This window comes from Aquiflexum gelatinilyticum, from assembly GCF_024741135.1.
GTDB lineage: Bacteria > Bacteroidota > Bacteroidia > Cytophagales > Cyclobacteriaceae > Cognataquiflexum > Cognataquiflexum gelatinilyticum.
The window spans coordinates 35,259-59,264 of the sequence record NZ_JANSUY010000005.1 but is presented as its reverse complement, the minus strand read 5'-3'; the positions used below and the strand labels follow the sequence as shown (position 1 = coordinate 59,264).

The following is a 24,006-nucleotide window of genomic DNA, read 5'->3' as shown; positions in this document are numbered from 1 at the left end:
TGGATTTTTATGGAAGTGACTACCATGTTCTTTTCTTCAGGATTTCCTGGATTTGCTCTCTTGGAATAGGAAGTTCATCTATATGTTCATTGAGCCATTTAGAAAAATCTCTTTCAATGTCATCTGACCAACGGGTGTCAATTTGACCTGCAGTATATACACCGGCTCTTAATCTTTCATGGCCAAACATGTCTCTCAGCCGGACGACTTCAGAAGTAACAACTACCTGTTCAACCAAATGTGCAGGTATAAATGAAACTCCACCGTCCCTACCTAACACTACATCTCCTGCCATCACTGTTACTTGACGGATTCTTGTAGGTTGGTTTATTCCTGTAAGCATGGTATTTAGATTACCTTGCTGGTTATGGTGGGAGGGGTGGTAGCTTGTATAATAGGAGGTAAAACCACCGATTTCTTTCAATCCGGTAACATCTCTGATGGCACCGTCATAAACGATACCATTTCCTGTTTTTGCATAAATGGCATTTCCTACATTGTCACCAATAGTTGGTCCATCTACATGTAGCCCAAACTGGTCAGCCACATACACATCACCTTTAACTAATAAATCAACAGGCCATGAATTTTGTCCCCGCTTACCCTCTTTTTTTCCTCTGTCATCTATTGCATTATGGATGTCTGGACGGCCTGGAAGGAATGTAGCAGTAACTGCCCTACCTATAAGTATGCTATCTGGGTTGATTATTTGCCAACCGTCAGCATATTGATATTTGTAACCTGCGTTTCTCATCACCGCCCAAGCCTCATCATGTGTGACAAGCCGCATGCGCTTTAATAGATCATCTGAAACTTTTGGACGTCCATCCTCAAATCTTTCTCCTTTCCATTCTCTGGTGAGGTAGATCAGCTCCTCTTTTGAAATTTGCTGTGCTTTGATACTTCCAATTATTAGAAAACAGCAAAGCATAACAGGGATTATTTTCCTAGTCATTTTGATTGGATAATTTGTGAAATTGTTGATTGAAGAGAAGATGAAGGCCCGGAATTCGCCGGACCTTCATTTCTAATTTATTTGTCCCACCAAACCTTAGTCTCAAGGTCATCAGCACCTTGGGCTGTGATGGCAGCGCCTACATTTTCAGAGTTTACAGAAATCTCTGAGTTAGGATATGTCAATCTGTTAATAAACAATACCTCTCTGCCTGGGAATGGATTTGCTGTAAGTACAGGGAAACCACTTCTTCGGAAGTTGGCAAAAGCTTCAGGTCCATTCATCAAAGAGGAAATCCAATATTGAGAATTGATCTGCTGGAGTGCTGTGGCGTCAACCAATGGATTGGCCGCAATGTATGCATCAATATCCGCTGCAGGAATTGTGGATGCTTGATCATGAAGTGCCATTTGAATCATATGCGCTCTAACACCTGCTTCAAAATATTCAGCTGCAGTTCCAGAAGTTATCCATCCTCTTTGTCTTGCTTCAGCTAGCAAAAGGTTGGTTTGAGATGCAGTAACCATAAATCCCGGAGCTGTAATTTTTGCAACCCTCCTCCTGTCGACTTGACTGAAGTCATAAAAACTTGCCAATCCCAGATCAGCAGCTATCTGAACGGCACCTGCATTATCATTACCCATAGGCATTCCGATTTGAAGGGCAGGATCATAGGTTTGACGAGCAGGCTGCTGTTCTGACCCTGATTTAGCACCTACATATCTTACAGCTATGGCGCTTAATCTTGGATCATTGCTGTTTTTAAGGAAATTCACAAAAGGCTCTGTCATATAGAAGTTGGCTGCTTCTGTGGCATTTAAAGTATTTCCGGCAGGATTGACATAGTTTGCATCGTGAACAATGACAGCATTATCATTGTTTGTAAGGATAACTCCTCCCGCAAAGGCCTTGGCTACAGTCTGTTGTGCAAGTGTTGGATTTGCATTACTCAATCTCATGCCTGCCCTAAGAAGTAGGGAATAACCGAATTTTTTCCACTTGGCAATATTTCCTGCATAAAGGATATCAGCAGTTTCCACTCTTCCACTTGCATTAAGTGCTGCAGAGGCCTCTTCCAATTCTTTGATAAGATCTGCATAAATAGACTCCTGTGTATCATATTTGGGATAGAAGACTTGATTGCTATATCCCACACCTGCTTCTGTGTAAGGAATAGAACCATAAGAATCAGTCAGAATCATAAAACCATAAGCCTGGATAATCCTTGTCATCTGCAGAAGATTACTTCTGGTTGGATCATCCTCAATTCTTGAGATGATATCTTTTGTGTTTTTGATTACGTTCCTGTAATACTTCTGCCAGTTGTCTTGTGTAGAAGCCCTGTTGTCCTGATTAAAATTAGCACCTGTCAAAACCCCCGAGTTAGGAGAAATGATTTGCTGAACAATACCCATTTCGTAAACCAACATTCCAAATGAATTTGGCGAAGCATTTACTGTAGCATTGTTTAATTGAAAAGCAGGATCAATTGAAGTAGCGGCAACTTTGTTGGTATTAAGCTCATCAAAGTTTTGATCACATGATGTGCTGTAGCCTAGCATCAGCACAAGGAGGATAAAATTATATATCTTTTTCATGGTAGCTCTGATTAAAATTTAACATTAAGATTGAAGCCGAGACCTCTTGTAGTAGGAAGTCCTGTAGATTCCATTCCGACAAGGTTATCTGAGGTATACCCAAATGATTCTGGGTCAATGTTATCCACCCACTTTTTGATCATGAAAACGTTGTTGGCTACAAGATTAAGTCTGACAGCGCTAACCGGGAAGTTTTTAGGGATGAATTTGGTAAAATCGTAACCCATTGTGATTTGTCTCAGTTTCCAGAATCCAGAATTGTAGATAACTGGTTCAACCAATGCCTGAGACCTTACAATTTCCCAATAAGACTGAACCGGCGCAGCGACAGTGTTTGTTTCACCTGCAAGGTTGACACCATCTCCTACGACTCCGCCTTCACGACCTTCTAGGGTCATTTTGTGCAAACCGTGTCTTACAGCGTTGAAGTTGGTCCCTGAAAGCATTTTTCCACCCAATCTAAAGTCTATGAGGAATGAAAGCGATACTCCTTTATAATTAAAGGAGTTGTTGATACCTCCAATCCATTTTGGGAGGGCACTGCCAAAATTTACAAGATCAAGGGTTCTCAATGGCAAACCATTACCCCCGAAAATCTGTCTTCCCTGTTCGTCCCTTCTGTAGCCGAATCCTGCTATCTGTCCCATTTCTTCTCCTACGATCTGTCTCAGTTCACCATTGAAAACGTGGGTACCTACAGTGATTCTTTCACCAGGAGTGTCAGTCAATAAGCTCAATACTTTGGTCTTGTTGTAGGCACCGTTGAAGGAAGCTTCCCAAGTAAAGTTTTCATTTTCTACAGGGACAACAGTCAAGAGCATTTCAATACCTTTATTTGAACTTTGGCCACTATTGATAGAGGTGTTTACAAAACCAGATGCATCAGAAATCTGGGCACTTACTATCTGATCACTTGTGATTTTGCTGTAAGCAGCAAGATCTAAAGAAACCCTTCCCTGGAACATCTTCGTTTCTAATCCAATTTCAGTTTCTGCTACACGCATTGGCTTCAAATTTGGGTTCGGAAGAGTTCCGCCTAGAGGACCACCGACAGGTTGGTTATTAAACAAGTTAGCATTGACACCATAGAACAATACGTTGGAATATGGTCCCACATCTGAATCAGAACCAACTTCAGCATATGCTACTCTTAACTTTCCAAAATTAAACCAATCAGATGTACCTGTATTTTCTGTAAAAATCCAACTGGTAGAAATAGAAGGATAAAGAATACTTCTGTTTTCAGGAGAAAGGGTCGAGAACCAGTCGTTTCTGATGGTACCATTGATAAACAGAAACTTTTTATAAGAAAACTCTGCAAATGCAAATAATGAATTCACAGCTCTTTCATACCTGTCAAAAATCGGATCTTTAACCCTTCCGTTTTGGACGGTATAAAGATCTCTCACTACAAAATCCCTGGCTTGAACACTGTTGACATCAGAAGTCCTGTACATATGGTTTCCACCTATATTTGCATTGATGCCATAATCACCAAATTCTTTGGTAGCAGACAATATGAAATCAGCATTGACTTCTCTAAATCTCCTTGATTCCTGTGTATAAAGTCCGTTTACAAATCCTGCAGGTGCAGCGGCTAATGAAGCCTGACCTGTAGGGAAGTTGTTGTAATCTTGATCTCTTGACCAATAATCCTGACCTATACGTCCTTGGATATACAACCAAGGAGTGAGATCATATTTTACTGCTACGTTTCCAAAGATCCTGTCTCTTTTGATATTTTGAAACTGCTGAGAAAGCGTAAAGTATGGATTTGTTCTGTTTCTAAATCTTGAATAAACAGCCTCGTTGCCATTAGCATCAAATTTATTTTCATCAAGCACACTTAATGGCATGGAGTTGGCCATATTATAAAGGGCTGTTGGAATAGAGTTGTCTTGGTTGGCAACGTTTGGTGGGTTTTTGTTGTCTTCAACAGAGTAATTGATATTTCCTTTGAAGTTTAATCTTTTACTAAGTTGGTAGCCAAATCCTAAATAAATTGTCTTTCTGTTGAAAGAGTTGTTTGGAACAATACCCTTACTATTAAGGTCGGAGAAAGAAAAGCTCAATCCACCTTTATCGCTTGAGGTAGAAACCATAATGGAATTGGTCACATTCTGTCCATTCCTGAAGAAGTCATTGATGATTCCTCTTTGCGGAACGTAGGGTACAGTCACGCCATTAAATAAGACTTGGGTCATACCGGGTGCGAATTTTTCACCAAATGACCACTGTCCCGAAGTTGGGTTTGGAGTTGTAGGCCTCACACCTTGTTCACCCTGACCGTATTCATACTGATAATCCGTAAAATCTAATGGTGCTTCGTTGGTGTAATTCAGGTTATAAGTCACGCCTATTCCTTTTGATTCACCTCTTGATTTGGTGTTGATCATGATGACTCCATCTTTGGCTCTTGATCCATAAAGTGCAGATGCTGCAGCACCTTTTAGGACGGTCATGCTTTCGATATCGTCGGGGTTGATACTGCTGAGACCATCACCACCATCTGATGTCACACCACCACCTCTTACTCCTATGGAGTTGTCAGCACCGCTATTTCCTGGATTAGTACCAAAGTTGGTATTGTCAATTGGGATACCGTTAACAACTATGAGTGGGTTGTTTTGACCGGAAATGGAAGATTGACCCCTGATCCTGATTTTGGTTGTTCCGCCCGGACCGGTTCCCATTGGAGAGATAGCCACACCTGCAATTTTTCCCTGCAAGGCATTCATGAAATTAGGCGTTCTGTTGATGGTTACTTCATCTGAACCAACATTTGTAGCTGCATATCCAATACTTCTTGAAGTCTTTTGGATGCCCAAAGCTGCAATGACCACTTCTTCAAGTGCTCTGGCCTCTTGAGCCAAGACTACGTCGATGACGGATTGGTTTCCGATTTCGATTCTTTGGGTAGCAAATCCAATATAAGAAAACACAAGGGTAGAACCCTCAGGCACGGAGATTTTGTACTTTCCATCGATATCAGACACCGTTCCCAAAGTGGTGCCGGATATTGAAATGGCTACACCCGGAAGTGTCTCTCCTGATTCACTTGTAATGGTTCCTGAAATTTCCACATCTCGATCTTCAATTTCAATAACAATTTTCTTTGAAGAAATATCAGGCGAAAGAGATTTCACACTGATGACATTGTTGACTTGCTTAAAGTGAAGTTGCTTTTTATTTGCAATCTCTGTAAGAACATCAGCCACAGTACCATTTGAAGTGGATAGCTCAATGTTGGAGTTGTTTTTTAAATTCTTTTCAGTGTAAAAAAAGCTGTAATCTGTTTTGCTTTCGATTGCGTTAAGGATGTTTTCCAAACTTCCTTTCCTGATATCAAGTTTGATGTAAACTTCATCAATACTTTTAATCTGGTCCAATTTGCTGTTGGCAAAGACGGCATTAAGTGCTATGGTCATGAGAAACGTACTCAGAATAGCACGCTTGAAGACCATAATCGTTGTTTTTTGTAGTGATTGTGACATATTTTGGGTTGTGTTAGTGTCAATCATTGAATTATCATTCTGATTTATCCTAAAATCCAATTCAGATTGGATCGGAAGCAATCTCCTTTATTTTTAAAGGAAAATTGTATGGTGTTCTCTGTTTTTTTGTTTCATAGGCTTGTTTAATTGAATTCAAGAGTTACTTCATTTCCACTAATTTTATATTCAAATTCCACTGAATAGCTAAGTACTTTCAAGACATTGGATAAGTATTCATGTGGCTTGAATGTACCGGAACATTTGTATTCAGGTAATTTTTTGTCTCCCGTGACTTTTATTTCTACACCGTACCATCTTTCCAAATCTTCGATGATCAAGTTGAAGGGGGTTTTTTCAAATTGGAGAATACCTTCCTTCCAGCTCAATACGTGGGAAAGGTTTACATTTTGTTTTTCAAAAGTATTGCTGTCCTCTGAGTAATAAACAGCCTCTCCGGGGGTGATTTCAAGAAGGTTTTGGTCAATGTTATTTTCTACCTTGACCTTGCCGGAGGCCAGGCTTATTTGGATATTTGGATTGCCTTCATATGCCCTGATGTTGAAACTGGTTCCCAAAGCTGTCGTAGCGATGTTATCAGTGATCACTTTAAATGGATGTTCCTCATCTCTGACGACATCAAAAAATCCCTCACCTTCTAAGGTGATGGTTCTATTTTGGATAAAATCACTTGCGTAGGTCAATTTGCTGTCTGCATTTAGGACCACGGTAGAACCGTCAGGAAGGGTGATTATTTTCTTATTTCCTTTTGGAGTAAATCTTTCTATTGTTTTGACCTCCAAGAAGGCAGTCCGCTCTTCAGTTTTATGAGATGGGGAATCAAAATAAAAAATATAGCTGGCTGACAAGAGAAGAACCAAAGTGGCAGCTAATCCTGTCAAAGTCCAAATTGTCTTTGATTTATATTTTGAGTTTTTAACGGGCGAAGAAGAAATGTTTTTTGACTGATTTTCTTTCTTTGAAAAAACAAAAATGTGTGGGTCAGCTTTCTCGGGAGCTTCATCGGTGTTTTTTAATTCATCTGACCACGCATCCTCAATAATGGCATTGTATGTAGATTCACCGGCAGGAGAGTCCAGCCAGTTCAAAAAATCCTTGGCCTCTTTCTTTGAAAGTTTTCCGTCAAAAAATCTATCAATATCTCTTTTGCTGTAACTCATTAAATATCTCTTTCCTACATATAGCAATATCGGAAAGGATTTACTTAGTCAATAATCGAAAATATTTCAATTATTTTCAAAATCAGGAAATATTAAGCGGGATATCCCAATAAGGATGGTTAAAAAAAATAATATATCATCCCTATTGCCAAAGATTTGATGGCAATTAAGTATTTTTTTTGAAGTTTGTTTTTGATTGATTTGGTTGCAACGTAAATATGGCTTTCTACGGTTCTTTTCGAAATCCCTAATTTTTCGGCGATTTCTCCTGAATGAAGGTTTTCATAATTTTTCATTTTGAAAATCTCCTTTTGTGTTTTGGGTAATTTTTCGATTTCTGAAATAGAAATCCTCTCAAATTCTGAATATTCAATCTGTGTTTCAGTTTCGTTGCTTTCAATTTCTTGAGTCGAAAGGGTGTAGACTTCATAGGCTATCCTTCTGGCTTCTTTCTTAGATTTCTTAATGATTAGGGATTTGAGGATGGTAAGAAGGTATGCGTTGAAAGATAATTCCGAGTTGAGGTTTTGTCTGTTTTTCCAGATTATCAAAAAAACTTCCTGTACGATTTCTTCGGCATCTTCAGTGGACAAATTCATTTTTTTTGAAGTGAAAAAAACCTTAGACCTAAAAAAATCATACAATATTGAAAAAGCTTTTTCATCACCTTCCCGGAGCCTAGAGACTGCTGAAGTAATATCAAATGCTTTTTCTTTATACATATCAGGTAAATAAATAATTAAATTAAAGGAACGGATAAATAGTGAGTCTAACAACGATTTATTTACAGAATATTAAATGGTGAAATAATATTCTGTCAATAATTTATAACTCAATATAAATATGCTTTTTAAAAAAATCAATAGCCTCATGAATTTCTGAGATGATTTGATAGATCTGAGGTAGAATAGTATGGTTAAATGGAAAAAAAATTCAAAAAACCTGAGCAAATTTCGATGTATTCCTAAAAAAAATAAGTCCTGAAGTTTTTCAGGACTTTGGAAAAATCAATCTTCAGGATATGGAATGTATACAAAACTGGTAAAAACCCCATCCATTACAAAAAGGCAACAAAACTCGTCCGGGTCTTTATAAGCAGCTTTGAATTCATCCAACAATTCCTCGGCGATAAGTTTCCTTTGGATAAATTCGTCTACGTAAGTGATGAAATAATTCCAGTCCAAGTCTTTTTCCACTTTTCCTAGAAGCAGCTTTCCGATTGGCTGCACTTCTTTGGAGATCGGGAAAATCGGAAAATCAGAAAACTTTCTACTTCTGACCTGATAAGAAGCTTCCTTGAGGATATCCGAAACTTTGACAAAGTCTTTGGTAATGGTTCCTAGATATTTTCCGCTCAGTTCGGGATCATTGAAATCTGAAATCATGGTTTTAGAGTTAATCGTACAACATTTTCTACATGATAGGTCTGTGGAAACATGTCCACAGGCTGGATTTTATCCACCGAATATTTCTCTGAAAGCCAAGCAACATCCCTGGCTTGGGTGGCAGGGTTGCAACTTACATAGACAATCTTCGGAGCTTCCAACTTCAGAAGCATTTTGACGACATCTTCGTGCATTCCTGCTCTAGGTGGGTCGGTGATGACCACATCGGGTTTGGGATGATTCCTTACAAAATCCTCAGTCAAAATATCCTTTAGATCCCCGGCATAAAATTGGGTGTTCTCAATGCTGTTAACTTTGGCGTTCAACTTCGCATCTTCGATGGCAGCCTCTACATATTCAATCCCAATGACCATTTTTGCATTTTTAGCTACAAAATTTGCAATCGTACCTGTGCCCGTATAAAGATCAAATACCACTTCATCTCCCTGTAGGTCAGCAAATTCTCTTGCTACTTTATAAAGCTCGTAAGCTTGTTCGGAATTGGTCTGGTAAAATGACTTTGGTCCAATCCGAAAATTTAGCCCTTCCATTTCTTCCTCTATAAAGTCTTTACCAGAAAAGGTAATCACATCAAGATCATTGAATGTTTCGTTCTTTTTTAGGTTGATAATGTAAAGTAAGGAAGTGATTTGAGGAAATTTTTCGTTTAAAAATCTCATCACTTTCTCGATATTTTCAGAGTTCTCTTCTCCAAATTGGACAATCACCATTGATTCACCTGTACTAGTTGTCCTGATGATCAGATTTCGCAATAGGCCCACCTGATTTCGGATGTCATAAAAACTCAGGTTTTCAGCCCTTGCAAAATCTCTTAAAGCAATACGTACTTCATTGGAAATATTACCCTGAAGGTAACAATGGTCGACATCGATGATTTTGTCAAACATTTTTGGGATATGAAAACCCAAAGCATTCCTTTCAAATTGCTCACCGGAATTGATTTCTTCTCTTGTCAGCCACCTGTTGTTCGAAAAAGTATAGTCAAGTTTGTTACGGTAATATTGGGTTTTTGCCGAACCAAGAATCGGAAATACTTCAGGTATTTCTACTTTGGCTATCCTTTCAAACTGATCGACTACCTGTTGCCTTTTGTAATTTTTCTGTAAATCATAATTGATATGCTGCCATTTACAGCCCCCGCAAGTGCCAAAATGAGAGCAAAAAGGTTCAATCCTGTCTTTTGAATATTCATGAAATCTGATGGCCTCTCCCTCCATAAAGGAGCTTTTTCCTCTATTGATGCGTACATCTACGAGATCGCCGGGTGCTGTATTCTGTACAAAAACCACTTTTCCCTCATGATGTGCGACACATTTCCCTTCCGCTGCAATTCTTTCAATCCTCAGGTTAGCGATTACTTTATTTTTCATCTTTCTTGACATGGGCGCAAAAATAAGGGTTTGGATCGGAAGATTGGTCAAATGAAAAATTAAAAATCAGACGGAAAAACCCTTTAAATCCCGAGAAGCCACGGGCGCTTTTATCTTTCCAAAAACATCAAGCCCGATTGCAAGCCTTCAATTCGAATTTTTATCTTTAAGCTTTTAAAACCACATTCATGAAATTAAAGGATAAAGTCGTCATAGTAACTGGAGCTACTTCAGGAATAGGAGAGGCCTGTGCATTGGTTTTTGGGAGGGAAGGATATAAAGTCGTGATCACAGGTAGGTCTCAGGTGAAGTTGGACAATACCTTAGATATACTTAGGAAGGAAGGAGTGGACGCTTATGGAGTGTTGGCTGATGCAGGTTCCGAAACTGATAATAAGAAAATAGCGGAAGAGGCCATCAAACATTTTGGACGGATTGATATCCTGGTCAATAATGCCGGTATTTCTATGAGAGCACTTTTTGAAAACTTGGATATGGAGGTCTTTAGAAAGGTGATGGATACTAATTTTTGGGGAACAGTCTATGCGACAAAATATTGCCTCCCTCAGATTCTTACAAACAAAGGGTCCATTGTTGGGGTATCTTCTATCAACGGATATCGCGGAACTCCTGCAAGAACAGCATATACTGCCAGCAAATATGCTATGAATGGTTTTTTTGAATCGCTCAGGACGGAGGTAATGAAAAGAGGAGTTCATGTCTTAGTAGCCTGCCCGGGATTCACAGCCTCTAATATCCGAAACAATGCATTGACAGCTGATGGGACCGTTCAGGGTGAATCTCCAAGAGAGGAAGAAAAAATGATGACTTCCGAAGAGGTAGCACAGGAAATTTTCCAAGCAACGATAAAAAGAAAGCGAGATATAGTCCTGACAAGACAAGGCAAACTTGCGGTTTTTCTAAATAAATGGATGCCCGGAATCATGGATGGAATCGTTTACAAGCACATGGCAAAAGAAAAAGATTCGCCTTTCAAATAAACTATGCTCAAAGATATCCTTCAGATTTATCTCAATAGGTTATTGGATCTTTCCAGTCGTAACAGGTCTATATACCTGCCTCGATTGATTTCCAATCAGATGATAGATTTGAATGAGTTGGATTTCCTCAACCACCATCCGGCATTCAAGCTTGTTGAATCTCTTTTAGCCAAAGATAAAAAAATAACCCTTATTCCCTTTGCAGACCCGAGAGACAAAAATGTCAATCTTCTTTCCCAAAGACTCAACAGGCTTGACCACTTAGTCAAAGTCGCTGAAACCGAAACAGGGGAAAAAAGTCTTTTTGTAGGTTGGCCATTTGTAGAAGGAAAGTTACTCAATGACCAGGTTATCAGATGTCCATTGATTTTCTTTCCGGTTGAATTAGATAAAATAGAGAATCAGTGGATTTGGTCCCGGTCTACAAGTGATGGTCCTTTCTTCAACAAAGCATTTCTATTGGCCTATGCCTACGCTTACGGCAAAGACCATCAATATTTTGGAGAAGAAAATCCTCTTGAGAATTTTTCAACCGACCCGATCGGATTTCGTAATGACCTTTACGCATTGCTCAAAAACGAGTTTTTTTTAGATTTCAATTCCGAATTATATGAAAATAAAGTTTTGACTTTCCCAGAATCGGCAAAATCTCTCGATGAATCACAACTTAAAACCGGCAAACTTCAATTAAAACCTTATGCCGTACTTGGCCAGTTTTCCCAAAAGGCAAGTTTTTTGATCCAAGATTATGAGAAACTTATAGGAGGTGAAGAGTTTAATGACCTTGAATCCTTATTCCAAAATCGGTTTGCTCCTGAAGAGGACCAGCCTACGCCAGTCCGAGAAGACCAGCTTTACACAATCTTTCCTGTAGATGCCAGTCAGGAAGAAGTGATCAAATCGGTAAGAGAAGGAAGGTCATGTGTAGTGGAGGGACCTCCGGGTACAGGAAAATCCCAACTCATCAGTAACCTTGCCATTGATTTTATTTCTAGGGGAAAAAAAGTCCTTATCGTTTCCCAAAAGCGGGCTGCTTTGGATGTCGTGTATAAAAGATTGGAGAAGGAAGGTTTTGGTTCATTTTTGTCATTGGTTCATGATTTCCGTGCAGACAGGAAAGCTTTGTATAAAAAAATACATGACCAAATCCTGTCTCTGGATAGGTATCAGGAACTGAACTTTGGAATAGATGCCATTCAACTGGAAAGGCAATTTTCCCAATATTCAAGACTTATAGATTATCATAGCGATTATTTTTCAAGTTTAAAAAAGGCGCTATTTAATACTGAGGAATGCGGTGTTCCGGTAAAAGAACTGTATCTAAGCTCCAAATTGTCTGATGAGGCATTTGACATGACCCAATTTTACAGGAGGTTCCATGCCGGAAGGCTAAATGATTTTTTGAGGGATTTTAAGGCATATTCGGGTTATTTTGAAAATTATCAAAACCCAAAGTCATTTTGGCTCCATAGGGTGGATTTCAGCAGTTTTGAACCTGGGGTATCAAGGAGAATCCGGGAAGTCATGTCAGAAATTTACCATTTAAAGCAGGGTTTTGAAGATGATTTTTTAGATCTTGAATCATTTGAATCGTCTTTTCTTTTTTCATTTTTTGAGCAAAAACAGAAAATTCAAGAATTATTAAAAATTTTGAAAAATGGGGAAAATCTCCAGCTCTTCTGGGAACTGAAAAGCCTGCCCAAAAATGAAGTGGACCTTCTTTGGCTTGACCATAAGCTAGATGCCATTAAGTCACTGTTATCGGAAGAAGGTGTAGAATGGCACAGCAAAGATGAAGAAGTCGAAAGGTTGCTTGAGTTGTCTTTGGAGTTTTTGGAAAGAAAAAAAGGATGGAGGAGGAATATCCCATTGTTTTGGAAAAAGAAAAGATTCCAAAGTATTTACCACCTTTTGATTGAAAACAAGTTGCAAAACAATGTATTTGGGGTGAAGACTTTGATCAAAAAACTTGAAAACCGATTGAATCTCAACCATCAATACGCATTGCTGAATGAGAAAAAGTGGATAAAACTTCCGGAAAAACCTTTTGACTTTATATCATTCAACCATTTTGCGGAACTGTATAAGAATACTTGCCAAGCTAAAAACCTTTTTCATGAATTTGGTTCTTTAGCGGACGTGTTGAAAGAAAAACTGGATTCAGGGCCCGAATTTATCTCTAGGTTAAATTTGATTTTGAAAAACATAGAGGACCTGGAAGCAAAAATTCCTTATTGGAATTTATACCTCAGTAAAATACAGATTCAACATCTCATCACAGAACGGACAGGAGAGGGGATTATCTCTCTCAAATCTCAGGTTGATGTAGTATTTCATGACTTAGTGACTTTTGACAGGCTTCGAAACCGGCTCAAAGACCAAGATATCCTGGTCATGGAAAAGATACTTTTGACACATCCAAAGAGGGATTTTCAGGACTTGAAAAACCTGTTTTTGGCAGGATTAAAACTAAGCTGGATAGGCCATATCGAAACCAAATACCCTTTGCTTCAAGATGTGGTAACTCCAAAAACAAATCAGAACCAAGAGGAATTGATGGAGGCTGTTTTGGAAAAATGGAAATTGTCCAAATATATCGCTGAAATCAGGTTAAGGGAAAATACTTATAAAAACCTTGAATTCAACAGGCTCGGGAATCTATTGACTTACAGGGAACTTTCCCATCAGGTGAGTAAGCAAAAGAGAATTTGGAGTATCAAAAAATTGGTAGAGAATTTTGAAAAGGAAATATTCCAATTGGTACCTTGTTGGTTGGCTTCACCGGAGACGGTATCAGCGCTTTTTCCCCTAAAACAATCTTTTGATTTGGTTATTTTTGATGAATCTTCACAATGTTATGTGGAGCGGGGACTTCCTGCTATGCTGAGGGGGAAGCAGACGGTTATTGCCGGAGATTCCAATCAACTCCGTCCTTTTGACCTGTATCAGGTGAGGATAGAAACTGATGAAGAAGGAATCGAGGCAGAAACAGAGTCTCTTCTTGAGCTTGCTTCTTCTTATTTTCCCAAGTTTTGGCTGCAAGGGCATTATAGAAGTGAACAGTTGCCACTCATCCATTTTTCAAATCAAAATTTCTATGAAAACAGGTTAAAAATGTTGACTAGAATGGATTTGGTCAATGAATCGGATAATCCATTTAAATGGGTATTTGTCAATGGCATATGGGACAATCAGACCAATAAGGAAGAAGCACTTGCTGTAATACAAGAAATCAGGTCAATTCAGGAAAGCAACCAAGGACTAAGCATTGGGGTGATTACTTTCAATTTTTTCCAAATGGAATATATCAGGGAGATGGTAACCAAAGATGATAAAATCCAACTTGAAAACCTTTCTATAAAGAACATTGAAAATGTGCAGGGGGATGAATTTGATTGGGTTATATTTTGTGTAGGCTATGCAAAAAACAATAAAGGAAAATTGATAGCCAATTTTGGTATGCTTTCTAAAAAAGGAGGAATAAACAGACTAAACGTGGCAGTCACCCGAGCAAAGAAGAAAATCACTTTGATAAGCAGCATCAAACCAACAGATTTCAGTTCAGACCAACTGAAGAATGAAGGTATCAGAATGCTTAGGGATTACCTCAGTTTTGTGATCGATATCTCCAATGGAAAAGAAATAGAAACTGCAGTTCAAATTCCTTACAGATTCGAATCAGGATGGTCATTGAGGGACAAAATTCAGGGCACCTACCAAGGTTTTTCATTAGATAGGTTCCCTGCTTCAACTTGGATGGATTTGGCAATCAAAGCTGAAGATAAATACGGAGAAGCACTGCTGACAGATGATCAAAGGTTGTATGATGCTTTGGGGGCCAAGGAGGCTTTTGTTTACCACCCTTTACAATTAAAGGAAAAAGGATGGTCCTACAGGTTTTTCTACAGTAGGCAATATTGGATGGATAAGCCAATTCTAGGAGACTGAGCTTATTTTTTCACTACTTTTACGCCTACAGTTTCAATTCCGGAAAGTTTTTCTACCCTCATATATTGTAATAGGTGAATACTGTAATATTGATTTTCAATAGGCAGCGTGTCGTATTTGGTAAAAGTACTGCCGTATCCTTCTCCGAGTGGCTTTCCATTTTTGCTGTCAAACAGTGGAATGTCCAATAATTTGGACTCCACCGTTTGATCAAGGCTGTCTTTTAGGATATATCTCAAATAGAGATTTCTAAACTCATAATCTTTGTTGTATTTTATTCCTATAAGGGTTCTATTTGGGATTGAAAGTTGATTGACTTCAAAGGAAACTGTGTCAGCAACATCCCAATTGCCGGTCTTTAACCCCTGATACTCTTCATAAATTCTATCTCCATTACAACTTGTTATCAATGAGACAAGAGCAATGATGATTCCTACAAATCTTTGGTTCATGTTATTGTCCTGAGTTTTGATCACCTTTGTTTTGTTCTCCCTTGTTCCTGTTATTAAACCGCCTCTTGTTGTTTTTCTTCTTTTTAGGGACTTGGTCGGGATTTATTTCTCTTGGAATTGCTGCTGCTTTTTCTTGGTTTTCGATAGGCTTTGGCCTATTCTCTACATTTTTTCTTGGGGGATTCTGCCTGTTCTGATTAGGCTTTTCCGGAGATTGCCTGTTGGGTCGGCCTTCAGGTTTAGGACCAGCTGGCCTTGCTTCAGGTGCAGAAGTATCTTTAACCATCACCTGATTTTCACCCTGATTTCTCGGTTTCTTTTTCTTCTTGGTTTTCTTGTTTTTGCTGAATTTCTTATCAAGCGCATCAAGTTCCATGTTGGATTTAGAAATCAAATCCTCTTGTTCCTTACCATGGTTTGTTTTGAGATCAAATGGAATTACTGCTTTTGAATTCAATTCAAGTATTTCAGAAACCCTTTCGCAGGTGATTGAATGCCAGTTGTTATCATTGTTATAACTGAACCACATCAATTTTCTGAAAATATCCGTTTTTTGAAGTTTTGCCGATCCCGCTTCTGTCTGCAAAGGTTTGTCCACTTCAGGAATATCACTCAAAGCCGCCATATAGGTATCCAGCTCATAGTTAAGACAACATTTCAACCTGCCGCATTGGCCTGAAAGTTTGGTAGGATTTAATGAAAGGTTTTGATACCTAGCTGCGGAAGTATTGACGCTTTTGAAATCATAAATCCAAGTGGAGCAACATAGTTCCCTACCACAGACACCGATTCCTCCAAGTCTTCCCGCTTCTTGTCTGAGACTAATCTGACGCATTTCTACCCGGATTTTAAACTCAGAAGCAAGGGATTTGATCAGTTCCCTGAAGTCCACGCGGTCATCCGCAGAATAGTAAAAAGTAGCTTTGGAATTATCAGATTGAAACTCCACATCTGAGAGTTTCATGTCCATCTTCATTTCATCGATGATCTGTTTTGCCCGATATAGGGTTGGAATTTCTCTGTTTTTGGCCTCTTCCCATTTTTCAAGGTCTTTTTGAGTAGCTACCCTGTAAATTCGAAGGATGTTATCATCATCTTTGATTTTTCTTTTTTGCATCTGCAATCGGACAAGCTCGCCTTGTAGTGAAACATATCCTATGTGGTGGCCATTGGGCACATCTACCACGACGGGATCTCCTGTCGTGAGGGAAATACGGTCTATATTTCTATAATATTCTTTTCTTCCACCTTTGAATTTGATCTCTACTATATCAAATTTATCAATGGTCGGAATTCCCATGTGGGTAAGCCAATCAAAGGAATTCATTTTATTGCAATCGCTTGTACCACAGGTGCCGTTATTTTGGCAGCCTCCGCTAGATCCGGAGGTGGTTGAGCAGCTAGTACATCCTGACATAATATTTATATATAATGGGAGAAATGTTCTCCTCTTTGTTTTGGATTTATTTAATCAATTTCAAAATGTCTTGACCAATGTCTTTTCGGAAATATAATCCTTCCCAACATACTTCTGAGGCCCTACTATACGCATTTTCTAATGCAGATTCAATATCATTCCCCTTTCCAGTGATGGCTAGAACCCTTCCGCCGTTGGTAAGGATTTCCCCTGAATCTGTGATTTTTGTTCCGGCATGAAAGACTATAGAATCCTGAGAGTTTTCAATGTTATCAAGACCTATAATTTTATGACCCTTTTCGTAATCTCCGGGATATCCACCCGCGACCAATACCACAGTTGTACAGGTATATGAAGCGATCTCCAATTGATAGGAGTCTAATTTGCCTGTTCCCATTGCATATAAAAGATCCACAAAGTCACTTTTGATCCGGGGCAATACAGCTTCTGTCTCAGGGTCACCCATTCTGACATTGTATTCTATGACATAAGGATCGCCACCGTCATTCATAAGACCAATAAAAAGAAAACCCACGTAGGGGATATTTTCTTGGATCAATCCCTTAATGGTTGGTTTGACAACCCTTTCTTCGACTTTTTTTATAAATGCTTCATCTGCAAAAGGTACCGGACTGACGGCACCCATACCGCCAGTATTCAAACCTGTATCTCCTTCACCGATTCTTTTATAATCCTTTGCTTCCGGAAGGATTTTGTAATGACTCCCATCTGTCGCCACAAAAACAGAAAGTTCAATCCCTTTTAAAAACTGTTCTATGACAACTTTGTCAGAAGCGTTTCCGAATTTGCTTTCCAAGAGCATTTCTCTCAGTGAATTTTCTGCTTCATCATGACTAAGGCAAATCAATACACCCTTACCCGCTGCAAGACCATCTGCTTTTAGAACAATCGGTAGGGACTGTTTGCGGATAAATGCCAGCCCATCTTCAAAGGTTTCTTTCGTGAAAGTTTCATATGCAGCTGTGGGTACTCCGTATTTCTGCATGAATTGCTTTGAAAAATCTTTTGATCCTTCTAATTCAGCACCGGCCATAGACGGCCCTATGATGGGCACACCATTTAAAGTAGGATGTTTCTTGAAAAAATCGGTAACTCCTTTTACCAAGGGTTCTTCAGGACCTACCACAACCATATCTATTTGATTTTCAATACAAAAATCAGAAAGAGCCTTGAAATCAGTAGGGGAGATGTTGATATTTTTAGCAATAGAAGCAGTTCCGGCATTTCCGGGTGCAACGAAAAGCTGCTTACATTTTGGGCTGTTTACAATTTTCCAGGCAAAAGCATGCTCCCTGCCGCCACTTCCTAATAATAATATATTCATTAATAAAATTCGTTTTAGTTGGCATGCTCTGAAATGAACTTGATTCTGTAGACCCTGATTTCCTCCTCAGCAAAGTCTTCTTCTTCAAGTTCTGCCAGCGCAGCTTTAATATTGTCAGATTCTGCAGTCATGAAATACTCATGGAGCATGTCTTCCCTTTCCTCATCCATGATGTTTTCAATGTAATAGTTGATGTTCAGCTTGGTACCGCTGTAGATAATCTGCTCTATTTCACCTATCAATTCTGACATGGAGAGATTCAGGTTTTCTGCAATTTCATCCAAATCCACTTTTCTATCAACTTGTTGGATGATGGAAATTTTGACTTTGGATCGGTTACCTGCTGTTTTGACTACTACATCAGACGCAGTAATGATATCATTTTCTTCAACATATGTTTCAATAAGTTTTAGAAAAGGAGCCCCAAATTTAGTTACTTTCCCCATTCCCACCCCATTGATCTGGGCAAGTTCTTCTTTGGTAGTAGGGTAAACTGTTGCCATCTCTTCCAAAGATGGATCCTGGAAAATCACATATGGAGGAAGCCCTTTTAATTTGGCAACTTTTTTTCTTTCGGCTTTGAGAAGTTCAAACAACTTTTCATCATATGCTTTTCCTCCTGCTGCAACTTCCTCATTAGAATTGTCTGCCGGCACTTCATCAAAGTTAAAGTCTTTACTTAGAGTAATGGAATATGGGTCTTCTAAATAACTTTCACCTTTTTCGGTAATCTTGATGATGCCATAGTTTTCAATGTCCTTATCAAGAAAACCAAGGATGAGGGCTTGTCTGACTACAGTTCTCCAAAGTTTTTCATCATCTTCTTTTCCTTTGCCAAAGACCGAAATTTGATCATGGCCATAACTTGCGATATAATCATCTTTTTCACCTCTTATGACTTTGACAATGTGGGCAAGATTAAACCTGTTATTGGTTTCTTTGACAGCAGAAATCGCGGATAGGAGGTAATCCATCCCTTCAAATTTTTCTTTTTGCTTTTTGCAGTTGTCACAATTACCGCAATCGTGGTCCATTGACTCTCCGAAATAATGCAAAAGCACACGTCTTCTGCACATGGTACTTTCAGCATAGGCAGCCATTTCCTCAAGAAGAATTTTGGCGTTTTCTCTTTCGGTGACAGGTTTGTCTTTATTGAACTTTTCTAGCTTGATGATATCGTCATACCTATAAAACATCAGGCAATGACCTTCCAGGCCATCACGTCCCGCTCTTCCTGTCTCTTGGTAATAGCCTTCCAAGGATTTTGGAACATCATAGTGAATTACATACCGCACATCAGGCTTGTCAATTCCCATCCCAAAAGCAATTGTAGCAACAATGACATCGGTTTCTTCATTGAGGAAATCGTCCTGATTTTTAATTCGGACATGTTGGTCAAGTCCTGCATGATATGGAGCGGCATTGATACCATTTACCTTGAGCAGTTCAGCTATTTCCTCGACTTTTTTACGGCTGAGGCAATAGATGATTCCCGACTTTCCTTTTTGGGATTTGATGTATTTGATGATCTGCTTCTTGGTTTCATTTTTAACCTTTGGACGGACTTCATAATACAGGTTTGACCTGTTAAAGGAAGATTTGAAAATATCAGCCTCTTCCATCTGAAGATTCCTCTGTATGTCTACCTGAACTTTGGGAGTTGCGGTAGCTGTCAGTGCCACAATCGGAAGGTGGGAACCAACCTGTGCGATGATTGATTTGATTTTTCTGTATTCCGGCCTAAAATCATGACCCCATTCAGAGATACAGTGGGCTTCATCTATGGCGACAAAACTCAACTTTGCTTCTTTGAGAAAAAGCATGTTTTCCTCTTTTGTCAAGGATTCGGGAGCCACATATAACAGTTTGGTTTTTCCTGAAAGGACTTCCTTTTTTACTTTGTTGGTCTCAGATTTATTAAGGGTTGAATTGAGAAAATAGGCATTGACTCCAAATGCATTCAATTGGTCTACCTGGTTTTTCATCAATGCAATAAGGGGAGAAATGACGATGGCAGTTCCTTCACTGACAACGGCCGGAAACTGGTAACACAATGATTTTCCAGCTCCTGTGGGCATGATCACGAAGGTGTTTTTACCCTTCAATACGTTCTCCACAATAGCTTCTTGGGTTCCTCTGAACTGGTTGAAACCGAAAATAAGTTTAAGTTTTTCTTTTGCGCTTTGATCCACAATTAATTGAAATTACCATGCTGCCACAATTGGCCCACATTAAAATTTTGAAGGATTTCTTTTATACCTTTGTTACAAATCTAATGAATAACAACAGCAGTTTTGAAGTTAACAAAAAATATTAAAAGTTGTGCCATCAAATTCCTTCAAACAAAAGCAAATGCTGTTCAAAATCCCGGAAATTACATAAACGTTGAATTTGAGTCTTGGGAAGATGTTGTTTTGATTCCAATATGAGGCAGCTTCACCAAATTAAACAGGAAACTTGGAACTATTGCCGATAAATTTAAATCCAAGTTTAACCCAATTTGCCATTCAATGGTCCATTTGGAGACAGCAAACACCTGATGTGTTTATATTCACAGGATTTGAAATCATGGCTGTTTTGGATGTTTCCAAAAGTTGATCTCCGTTCAAAATCAAATTAATTGGTTTTGAATGAAAGGTGAAGACCCGAAAAGCATAATTGATGAAATGAAAAATATTTTCAGGAATTTCTGTTGCCGATGTCTTGAAAATCAACCCTAAAGTCCATTTAGGAAGGAGTTGACATATTTGCATTGAATCAAAAAAGGAAATTCAAAATTACATAACCGGTAGCGATGAATGTCGATAAAGTGGCCGGTTTTAACCATATTCATAAATTGAATTAAGAAGGAAAAGTATAATAAAAATTGATGGAAGACAGACCATACATTGTAATCATGGCCGGTGGAATCGGTTCCCGATTTTGGCCATACAGCAGAAACAATAGGCCCAAACAATTTTTGGATATACTTGGCACAGGCCGCACTTTATTGCAGATGACTTACGACAGGTTTGCAAGAATTTCTGACAAATCACATTTTTTTGTAGTCACCAATTCCAAATACGAAGATCTGGTAAAGGAACAACTTCCTGAAATCCCTGAAAACCAGATTTTGACTGAACCTTTAAGAAGAAATACTGCGACATGCATCGCATATGCGAGTTATAGGATTTTGAATAAAAATCCCAAGGCTAAAATAATTGTCACACCTGCTGACCACCTTATTGTGCAGGAAGATAATTTTTTTAAAACGATGGAAATAGCAATTGCAGCTGCAGACATAGAAGACAGGTTGATCACACTCGGTATCAGGCCCAACCGTCCTGAAACAGGATATGGCTATATCCAATATATCAGCAACCAAGGCAATCCGGTAAAAAAGGTTAAAACATTCACTGAGAAGCCCAATTCAAAATTGGCCAAGACCTTTATCGAAAGTGGGGATTTTGTGTGGAATTCCGGGATGTTTGTCTGGAAAGTTAGGAGCATTATCAGGGCATTTGAAAAATACATGCCTGACGTTTCAGAGGTATTTGAAGAAGGTGGAGATCATTTTACCAGGGAAAGTGAAGAGGCATTTATCAAAAAAGCGTACTCCTTGGTAAAAAACATCTCCATCGATTATGGCATCATGGAAAAAGCCGATGAAGTTTTTGTCGTCCTTGGTGATTTTGGATGGTCAGATTTAGGTTCTTGGTCAAGCCTTCATGAAGTGCATGAAAAGGACAGTGAAAATAATGTCATAGAAGCGAATGCATTATTGTATGATACCAAAAACTGTTACATCAAAGTAAGTCCCCAAAAATTGGTTGTAGTCGAAGGTTTGGACAATTACTTGATCAATGAAACAGAAAATGTGTTGATCGTATGTAAGTTGGATGGTGATAAGAAGTTCAGAGAATTTGTCAATGCAGCCAAAGCAAAAGGGGAGGATTTTGTCTGATGAAAAAGGAAGTCACGATATCAGAAGCCCAAGAGTTGGTGGATCATTGGATCAAAACTGTCGGTGTCCGCTATTTTAATGAATTGACCAATACTGCCATTCTGATGGAAGAGGTGGGCGAACTCGCACGAATCATGGCCCGCAAATATGGCGAGCAATCCTTTAAAGAATCGGACAAGGATGTGAACATGGCTGATGAAATGGCTGATATTCTTTGGGTTTTGATTTGTTTGGCCAACCAAACAGGTGTAGATCTGACAGAAGCACTTCAAAAGAATTTTGATAAAAAAAATATCCGGGATAAGGATAGGCACAAAGGAAATAAGAAACTTCAGTGATTTTTTTTTTTCTTGGATGACTTCCGATTTTTCTTTTTAATCCAATTGATAGGAGAATATCTTATAAACAGTTTGGCCAATCAGAATGGATTTTTCTCATGAATAATTTTTTATGACATTTTCTGACAGCATTTTGGAATGGACAGGAATTTCAAGGGTATTTTCTTAAACTTGTCTGTCCAAAAAATCCCATGAAATACGTCATCGTAGATATAGAAACTACAGGAGGAAACCCAACGCAAGGGGGAATCACGGAAATTGCCGCAATCCTTTATGACGGTGAGCGTGTAGTGGACAGATTTCATTCGCTGATCGATCCTGAAAGGATGATCCCTGGTTTTATAACGGGATTGACTGGGATAGATAGTGATATGTTGGATGGGGCGCCTACCTTTTCTGAAATTGCTGAGGAGCTTTATGACTTTTTGAAAGGAAATGTATTTGTTGCTCACAATGTCAATTTCGATTATTCATTTATCCGTGAAGCCTTAAAGGTTACAGGTATCGAATACAATTCTCCAAAACTATGTACTGTCAGACTGAGTAGAAAAGCATTTCCCGGTTTTGGTTCTTATAGTTTGGGAAGGATTTGTGGTCAATTATCCATTTCCATCAAAGACCGCCACCGCGCGATGGGAGATGCGGAAGCAACGGTTGAGTTATTCGACAGGATTTTCAAGAACAGCCCTGACGTCATATTCCAGTCTTTGAAAAAATCGAATGGAGAAACCTTTTTGCCTCCTCATATTTCCCGAGAGCGGTTTTTGCAAATTCCTGAAAGTACAGGTATCTATTATTTTCATGACAAAAACGGACAGGTAATCTATGTCGGCAAAGCAAACGACATCAGAAGCAGGTTCAAAGGCCATTTCTCCTCAAGTTCCAAAGACAAAATGCAACTGTCAAATGAAATCCATGACATCAGTTGGGAGCTTACAGGAAATGAATTCTTGGCATTTTTGCTTGAGTGTTTGGAAATCAAACGGTTATGGCCGAAATACAATAAAGCACTTAAATATAATTCCTGGAATTGGGGATTGTATCGATATGAAGATGGACATGGATATGTGCGTTTTCAGATTGGGAAGAATTCCGGGAATTTAAAACCCCTCATTGAATTTGAAAGCCATTCTGAAGGCTGGAAATACCTCCTGGATCATGTAGCAGTTTTTAACCTTTGTCCAAAACTGGCAGGTATCCAAAAGACTACCGGTGCTTGTTATGACTTTCAAATCCAAAAATGTCAAGGGGCATGTTGCCATCAAGAATCTCCCGAAGTTTATAACCAAAAGGCAAATGATTTTTTGACTTCCATCACAGGGCAGGAGGGTGCGGTGATAATCAAAGAAAAAGGTATGCATCCCAATGAAACGGCTTTTCTTTATTTTGAAAAAGGGGTTTTTTCTGCCTATGGATTTTTGGATAAAGAAGACAGTTATTCGGATGAATTTGAAATTCTTGGAAGTCTAAAAAAAGTCAAACACTTGCCCGAAACCAAATATATCCTACGCTCTTTTTTTCCAAAACTTTCCCTCAATCAAATCTTAGTGGTAAAATAGCT

General features: G+C 38.9%; 16 protein-coding genes. 5 read left to right on the top strand and 11 right to left on the bottom strand.

Features of this window, described 5'->3' with window-relative positions:
* Positions 1 to 19: 19 nt before the first annotated feature.
* From NU887_RS09510 to rlmD, 7 genes are all read right to left on the bottom strand, one after another.
* The gene (locus tag NU887_RS09510) at positions 20 to 955 is read right to left on the bottom strand and encodes an RraA family protein (protein WP_258423128.1); all 936 of its coding nucleotides are present in this window, start codon (positions 953 to 955) and stop codon (positions 20 to 22) included.
* A 77-nt stretch (positions 956 to 1,032) separates the two neighbouring features.
* The gene (locus NU887_RS09505; RefSeq protein ID WP_258423127.1) at positions 1,033 to 2,553 is read right to left on the bottom strand and encodes a SusD/RagB family nutrient-binding outer membrane lipoprotein; all 1,521 of its coding nucleotides are present in this window, start codon (positions 2,551 to 2,553) and stop codon (positions 1,033 to 1,035) included.
* A gap of 11 nt (positions 2,554 to 2,564) precedes the next feature.
* Positions 2,565 to 6,047, bottom strand: coding sequence for a SusC/RagA family TonB-linked outer membrane protein (locus NU887_RS09500; protein ID WP_258423126.1), 3,483 nt, complete (start codon positions 6,045 to 6,047; stop codon positions 2,565 to 2,567).
* A 143-nt stretch (positions 6,048 to 6,190) separates the two neighbouring features.
* The gene (locus NU887_RS09495) at positions 6,191 to 7,225 is read right to left on the bottom strand and encodes a FecR family protein (RefSeq protein WP_258423125.1); all 1,035 of its coding nucleotides are present in this window, start codon (positions 7,223 to 7,225) and stop codon (positions 6,191 to 6,193) included.
* Positions 7,226 to 7,344: 119 nt separating this feature from the next.
* The gene (locus NU887_RS09490; protein ID WP_258423124.1) at positions 7,345 to 7,947 is read right to left on the bottom strand and encodes a sigma-70 family RNA polymerase sigma factor; all 603 of its coding nucleotides are present in this window, start codon (positions 7,945 to 7,947) and stop codon (positions 7,345 to 7,347) included.
* A 285-nt stretch (positions 7,948 to 8,232) separates the two neighbouring features.
* The gene (locus NU887_RS09485; RefSeq protein WP_113924765.1) at positions 8,233 to 8,610 is read right to left on the bottom strand and encodes a hypothetical protein; all 378 of its coding nucleotides are present in this window, start codon (positions 8,608 to 8,610) and stop codon (positions 8,233 to 8,235) included.
* Positions 8,607 to 10,013, bottom strand: coding sequence for a 23S rRNA (uracil(1939)-C(5))-methyltransferase RlmD (gene rlmD, locus NU887_RS09480; RefSeq protein ID WP_258423123.1), 1,407 nt, complete (start codon positions 10,011 to 10,013; stop codon positions 8,607 to 8,609). Before rlmD ends, NU887_RS09485 begins: the two co-directional genes overlap by 4 nt.
* Before the next feature lie 176 nt (positions 10,014 to 10,189).
* Between rlmD and NU887_RS09475 the strand changes: the two genes are divergently transcribed.
* Both NU887_RS09475 and NU887_RS09470 read left to right on the top strand, forming a co-directional pair.
* Entirely contained in the window at positions 10,190 to 11,002 is an 813-nt protein-coding gene (locus NU887_RS09475) for an SDR family oxidoreductase (protein ID WP_258423122.1), read from the top strand.
* Positions 11,003 to 11,005: 3 nt separating this feature from the next.
* Positions 11,006 to 14,950: an AAA domain-containing protein gene (locus NU887_RS09470; RefSeq protein WP_258423121.1), complete on the top strand. Its 3,945-nt coding sequence runs from the start codon at positions 11,006 to 11,008 to the stop codon at positions 14,948 to 14,950.
* A 2-nt stretch (positions 14,951 to 14,952) separates the two neighbouring features.
* Here NU887_RS09470 and NU887_RS09465 read toward each other — a convergent pair whose 3' ends face one another.
* From NU887_RS09465 to recQ, 4 genes are all read right to left on the bottom strand, one after another.
* Positions 14,953 to 15,402 (bottom strand): gliding motility lipoprotein GldH, encoded by a 450-nt coding sequence (locus NU887_RS09465; protein ID WP_258423120.1) that lies wholly within the window; start codon positions 15,400 to 15,402, stop codon positions 14,953 to 14,955.
* Position 15,403: 1 nt separating this feature from the next.
* A complete protein-coding gene (locus NU887_RS09460; protein ID WP_258423119.1) occupies positions 15,404 to 16,729 on the bottom strand; it encodes a PSP1 domain-containing protein in 1,326 nt (441 codons plus the stop codon).
* Between the two features lie 136 nt (positions 16,730 to 16,865).
* Entirely contained in the window at positions 16,866 to 18,164 is a 1,299-nt protein-coding gene (purD, locus tag NU887_RS09455; protein WP_258423118.1) for a phosphoribosylamine--glycine ligase, read from the bottom strand.
* A 14-nt stretch (positions 18,165 to 18,178) separates the two neighbouring features.
* Positions 18,179 to 20,356: a DNA helicase RecQ gene (gene recQ, locus NU887_RS09450; RefSeq protein WP_258423117.1), complete on the bottom strand. Its 2,178-nt coding sequence runs from the start codon at positions 20,354 to 20,356 to the stop codon at positions 18,179 to 18,181.
* Positions 20,357 to 21,033: 677 nt separating this feature from the next.
* Here recQ and NU887_RS09445 point away from each other — a divergent pair.
* From NU887_RS09445 to NU887_RS09435, 3 genes are all read left to right on the top strand, one after another.
* The gene (locus tag NU887_RS09445) at positions 21,034 to 22,107 is read left to right on the top strand and encodes a mannose-1-phosphate guanylyltransferase (protein ID WP_258423116.1); all 1,074 of its coding nucleotides are present in this window, start codon (positions 21,034 to 21,036) and stop codon (positions 22,105 to 22,107) included.
* Positions 22,107 to 22,445, top strand: a complete 339-nt coding sequence (locus NU887_RS09440; protein ID WP_258423115.1) for a nucleotide pyrophosphohydrolase — start codon at positions 22,107 to 22,109, stop codon at positions 22,443 to 22,445. Before NU887_RS09445 ends, NU887_RS09440 begins: the two co-directional genes overlap by 1 nt.
* Before the next feature lie 191 nt (positions 22,446 to 22,636).
* A complete protein-coding gene (locus tag NU887_RS09435) occupies positions 22,637 to 24,004 on the top strand; it encodes an exonuclease domain-containing protein (protein ID WP_258423114.1) in 1,368 nt (455 codons plus the stop codon).
* The last annotated feature ends 2 nt before the right edge of the window (positions 24,005 to 24,006 follow it).

Excerpts from the sequence above, each read along its gene's own strand:
- NU887_RS09510 (WP_258423128.1), bottom strand. The coding sequence starts at position 955 with ATGACTAGGAAAATAATCCCTGTTATGCTTTGCTGTTTTCTAATAATT.
- NU887_RS09505 (WP_258423127.1), bottom strand. The coding sequence starts at position 2,553 with ATGAAAAAGATATATAATTTTATCCTCCTTGTGCTGATGCTAGGCTAC.
- NU887_RS09500 (WP_258423126.1), bottom strand. The coding sequence starts at position 6,047 with ATGTCACAATCACTACAAAAAACAACGATTATGGTCTTCAAGCGTGCT.
- NU887_RS09495 (WP_258423125.1), bottom strand. The coding sequence starts at position 7,225 with ATGAGTTACAGCAAAAGAGATATTGATAGATTTTTTGACGGAAAACTT.
- NU887_RS09490 (WP_258423124.1), bottom strand. The coding sequence starts at position 7,947 with ATGTATAAAGAAAAAGCATTTGATATTACTTCAGCAGTCTCTAGGCTC.
- NU887_RS09485 (WP_113924765.1), bottom strand. The coding sequence starts at position 8,610 with ATGATTTCAGATTTCAATGATCCCGAACTGAGCGGAAAATATCTAGGA.
- rlmD (WP_258423123.1), bottom strand. The coding sequence starts at position 10,013 with ATGTCAAGAAAGATGAAAAATAAAGTAATCGCTAACCTGAGGATTGAA.
- NU887_RS09475 (WP_258423122.1), top strand. The coding sequence starts at position 10,190 with ATGAAATTAAAGGATAAAGTCGTCATAGTAACTGGAGCTACTTCAGGA.
- NU887_RS09470 (WP_258423121.1), top strand. The coding sequence starts at position 11,006 with ATGCTCAAAGATATCCTTCAGATTTATCTCAATAGGTTATTGGATCTT.
- NU887_RS09465 (WP_258423120.1), bottom strand. The coding sequence starts at position 15,402 with ATGAACCAAAGATTTGTAGGAATCATCATTGCTCTTGTCTCATTGATA.
- NU887_RS09460 (WP_258423119.1), bottom strand. The coding sequence starts at position 16,729 with ATGAATTCCTTTGATTGGCTTACCCACATGGGAATTCCGACCATTGAT.
- purD (WP_258423118.1), bottom strand. The coding sequence starts at position 18,164 with ATGAATATATTATTATTAGGAAGTGGCGGCAGGGAGCATGCTTTTGCC.
- NU887_RS09445 (WP_258423116.1), top strand. The coding sequence starts at position 21,034 with ATGGAAGACAGACCATACATTGTAATCATGGCCGGTGGAATCGGTTCC.
- NU887_RS09440 (WP_258423115.1), top strand. The coding sequence starts at position 22,107 with ATGAAAAAGGAAGTCACGATATCAGAAGCCCAAGAGTTGGTGGATCAT.
- NU887_RS09435 (WP_258423114.1), top strand. The coding sequence starts at position 22,637 with ATGAAATACGTCATCGTAGATATAGAAACTACAGGAGGAAACCCAACG.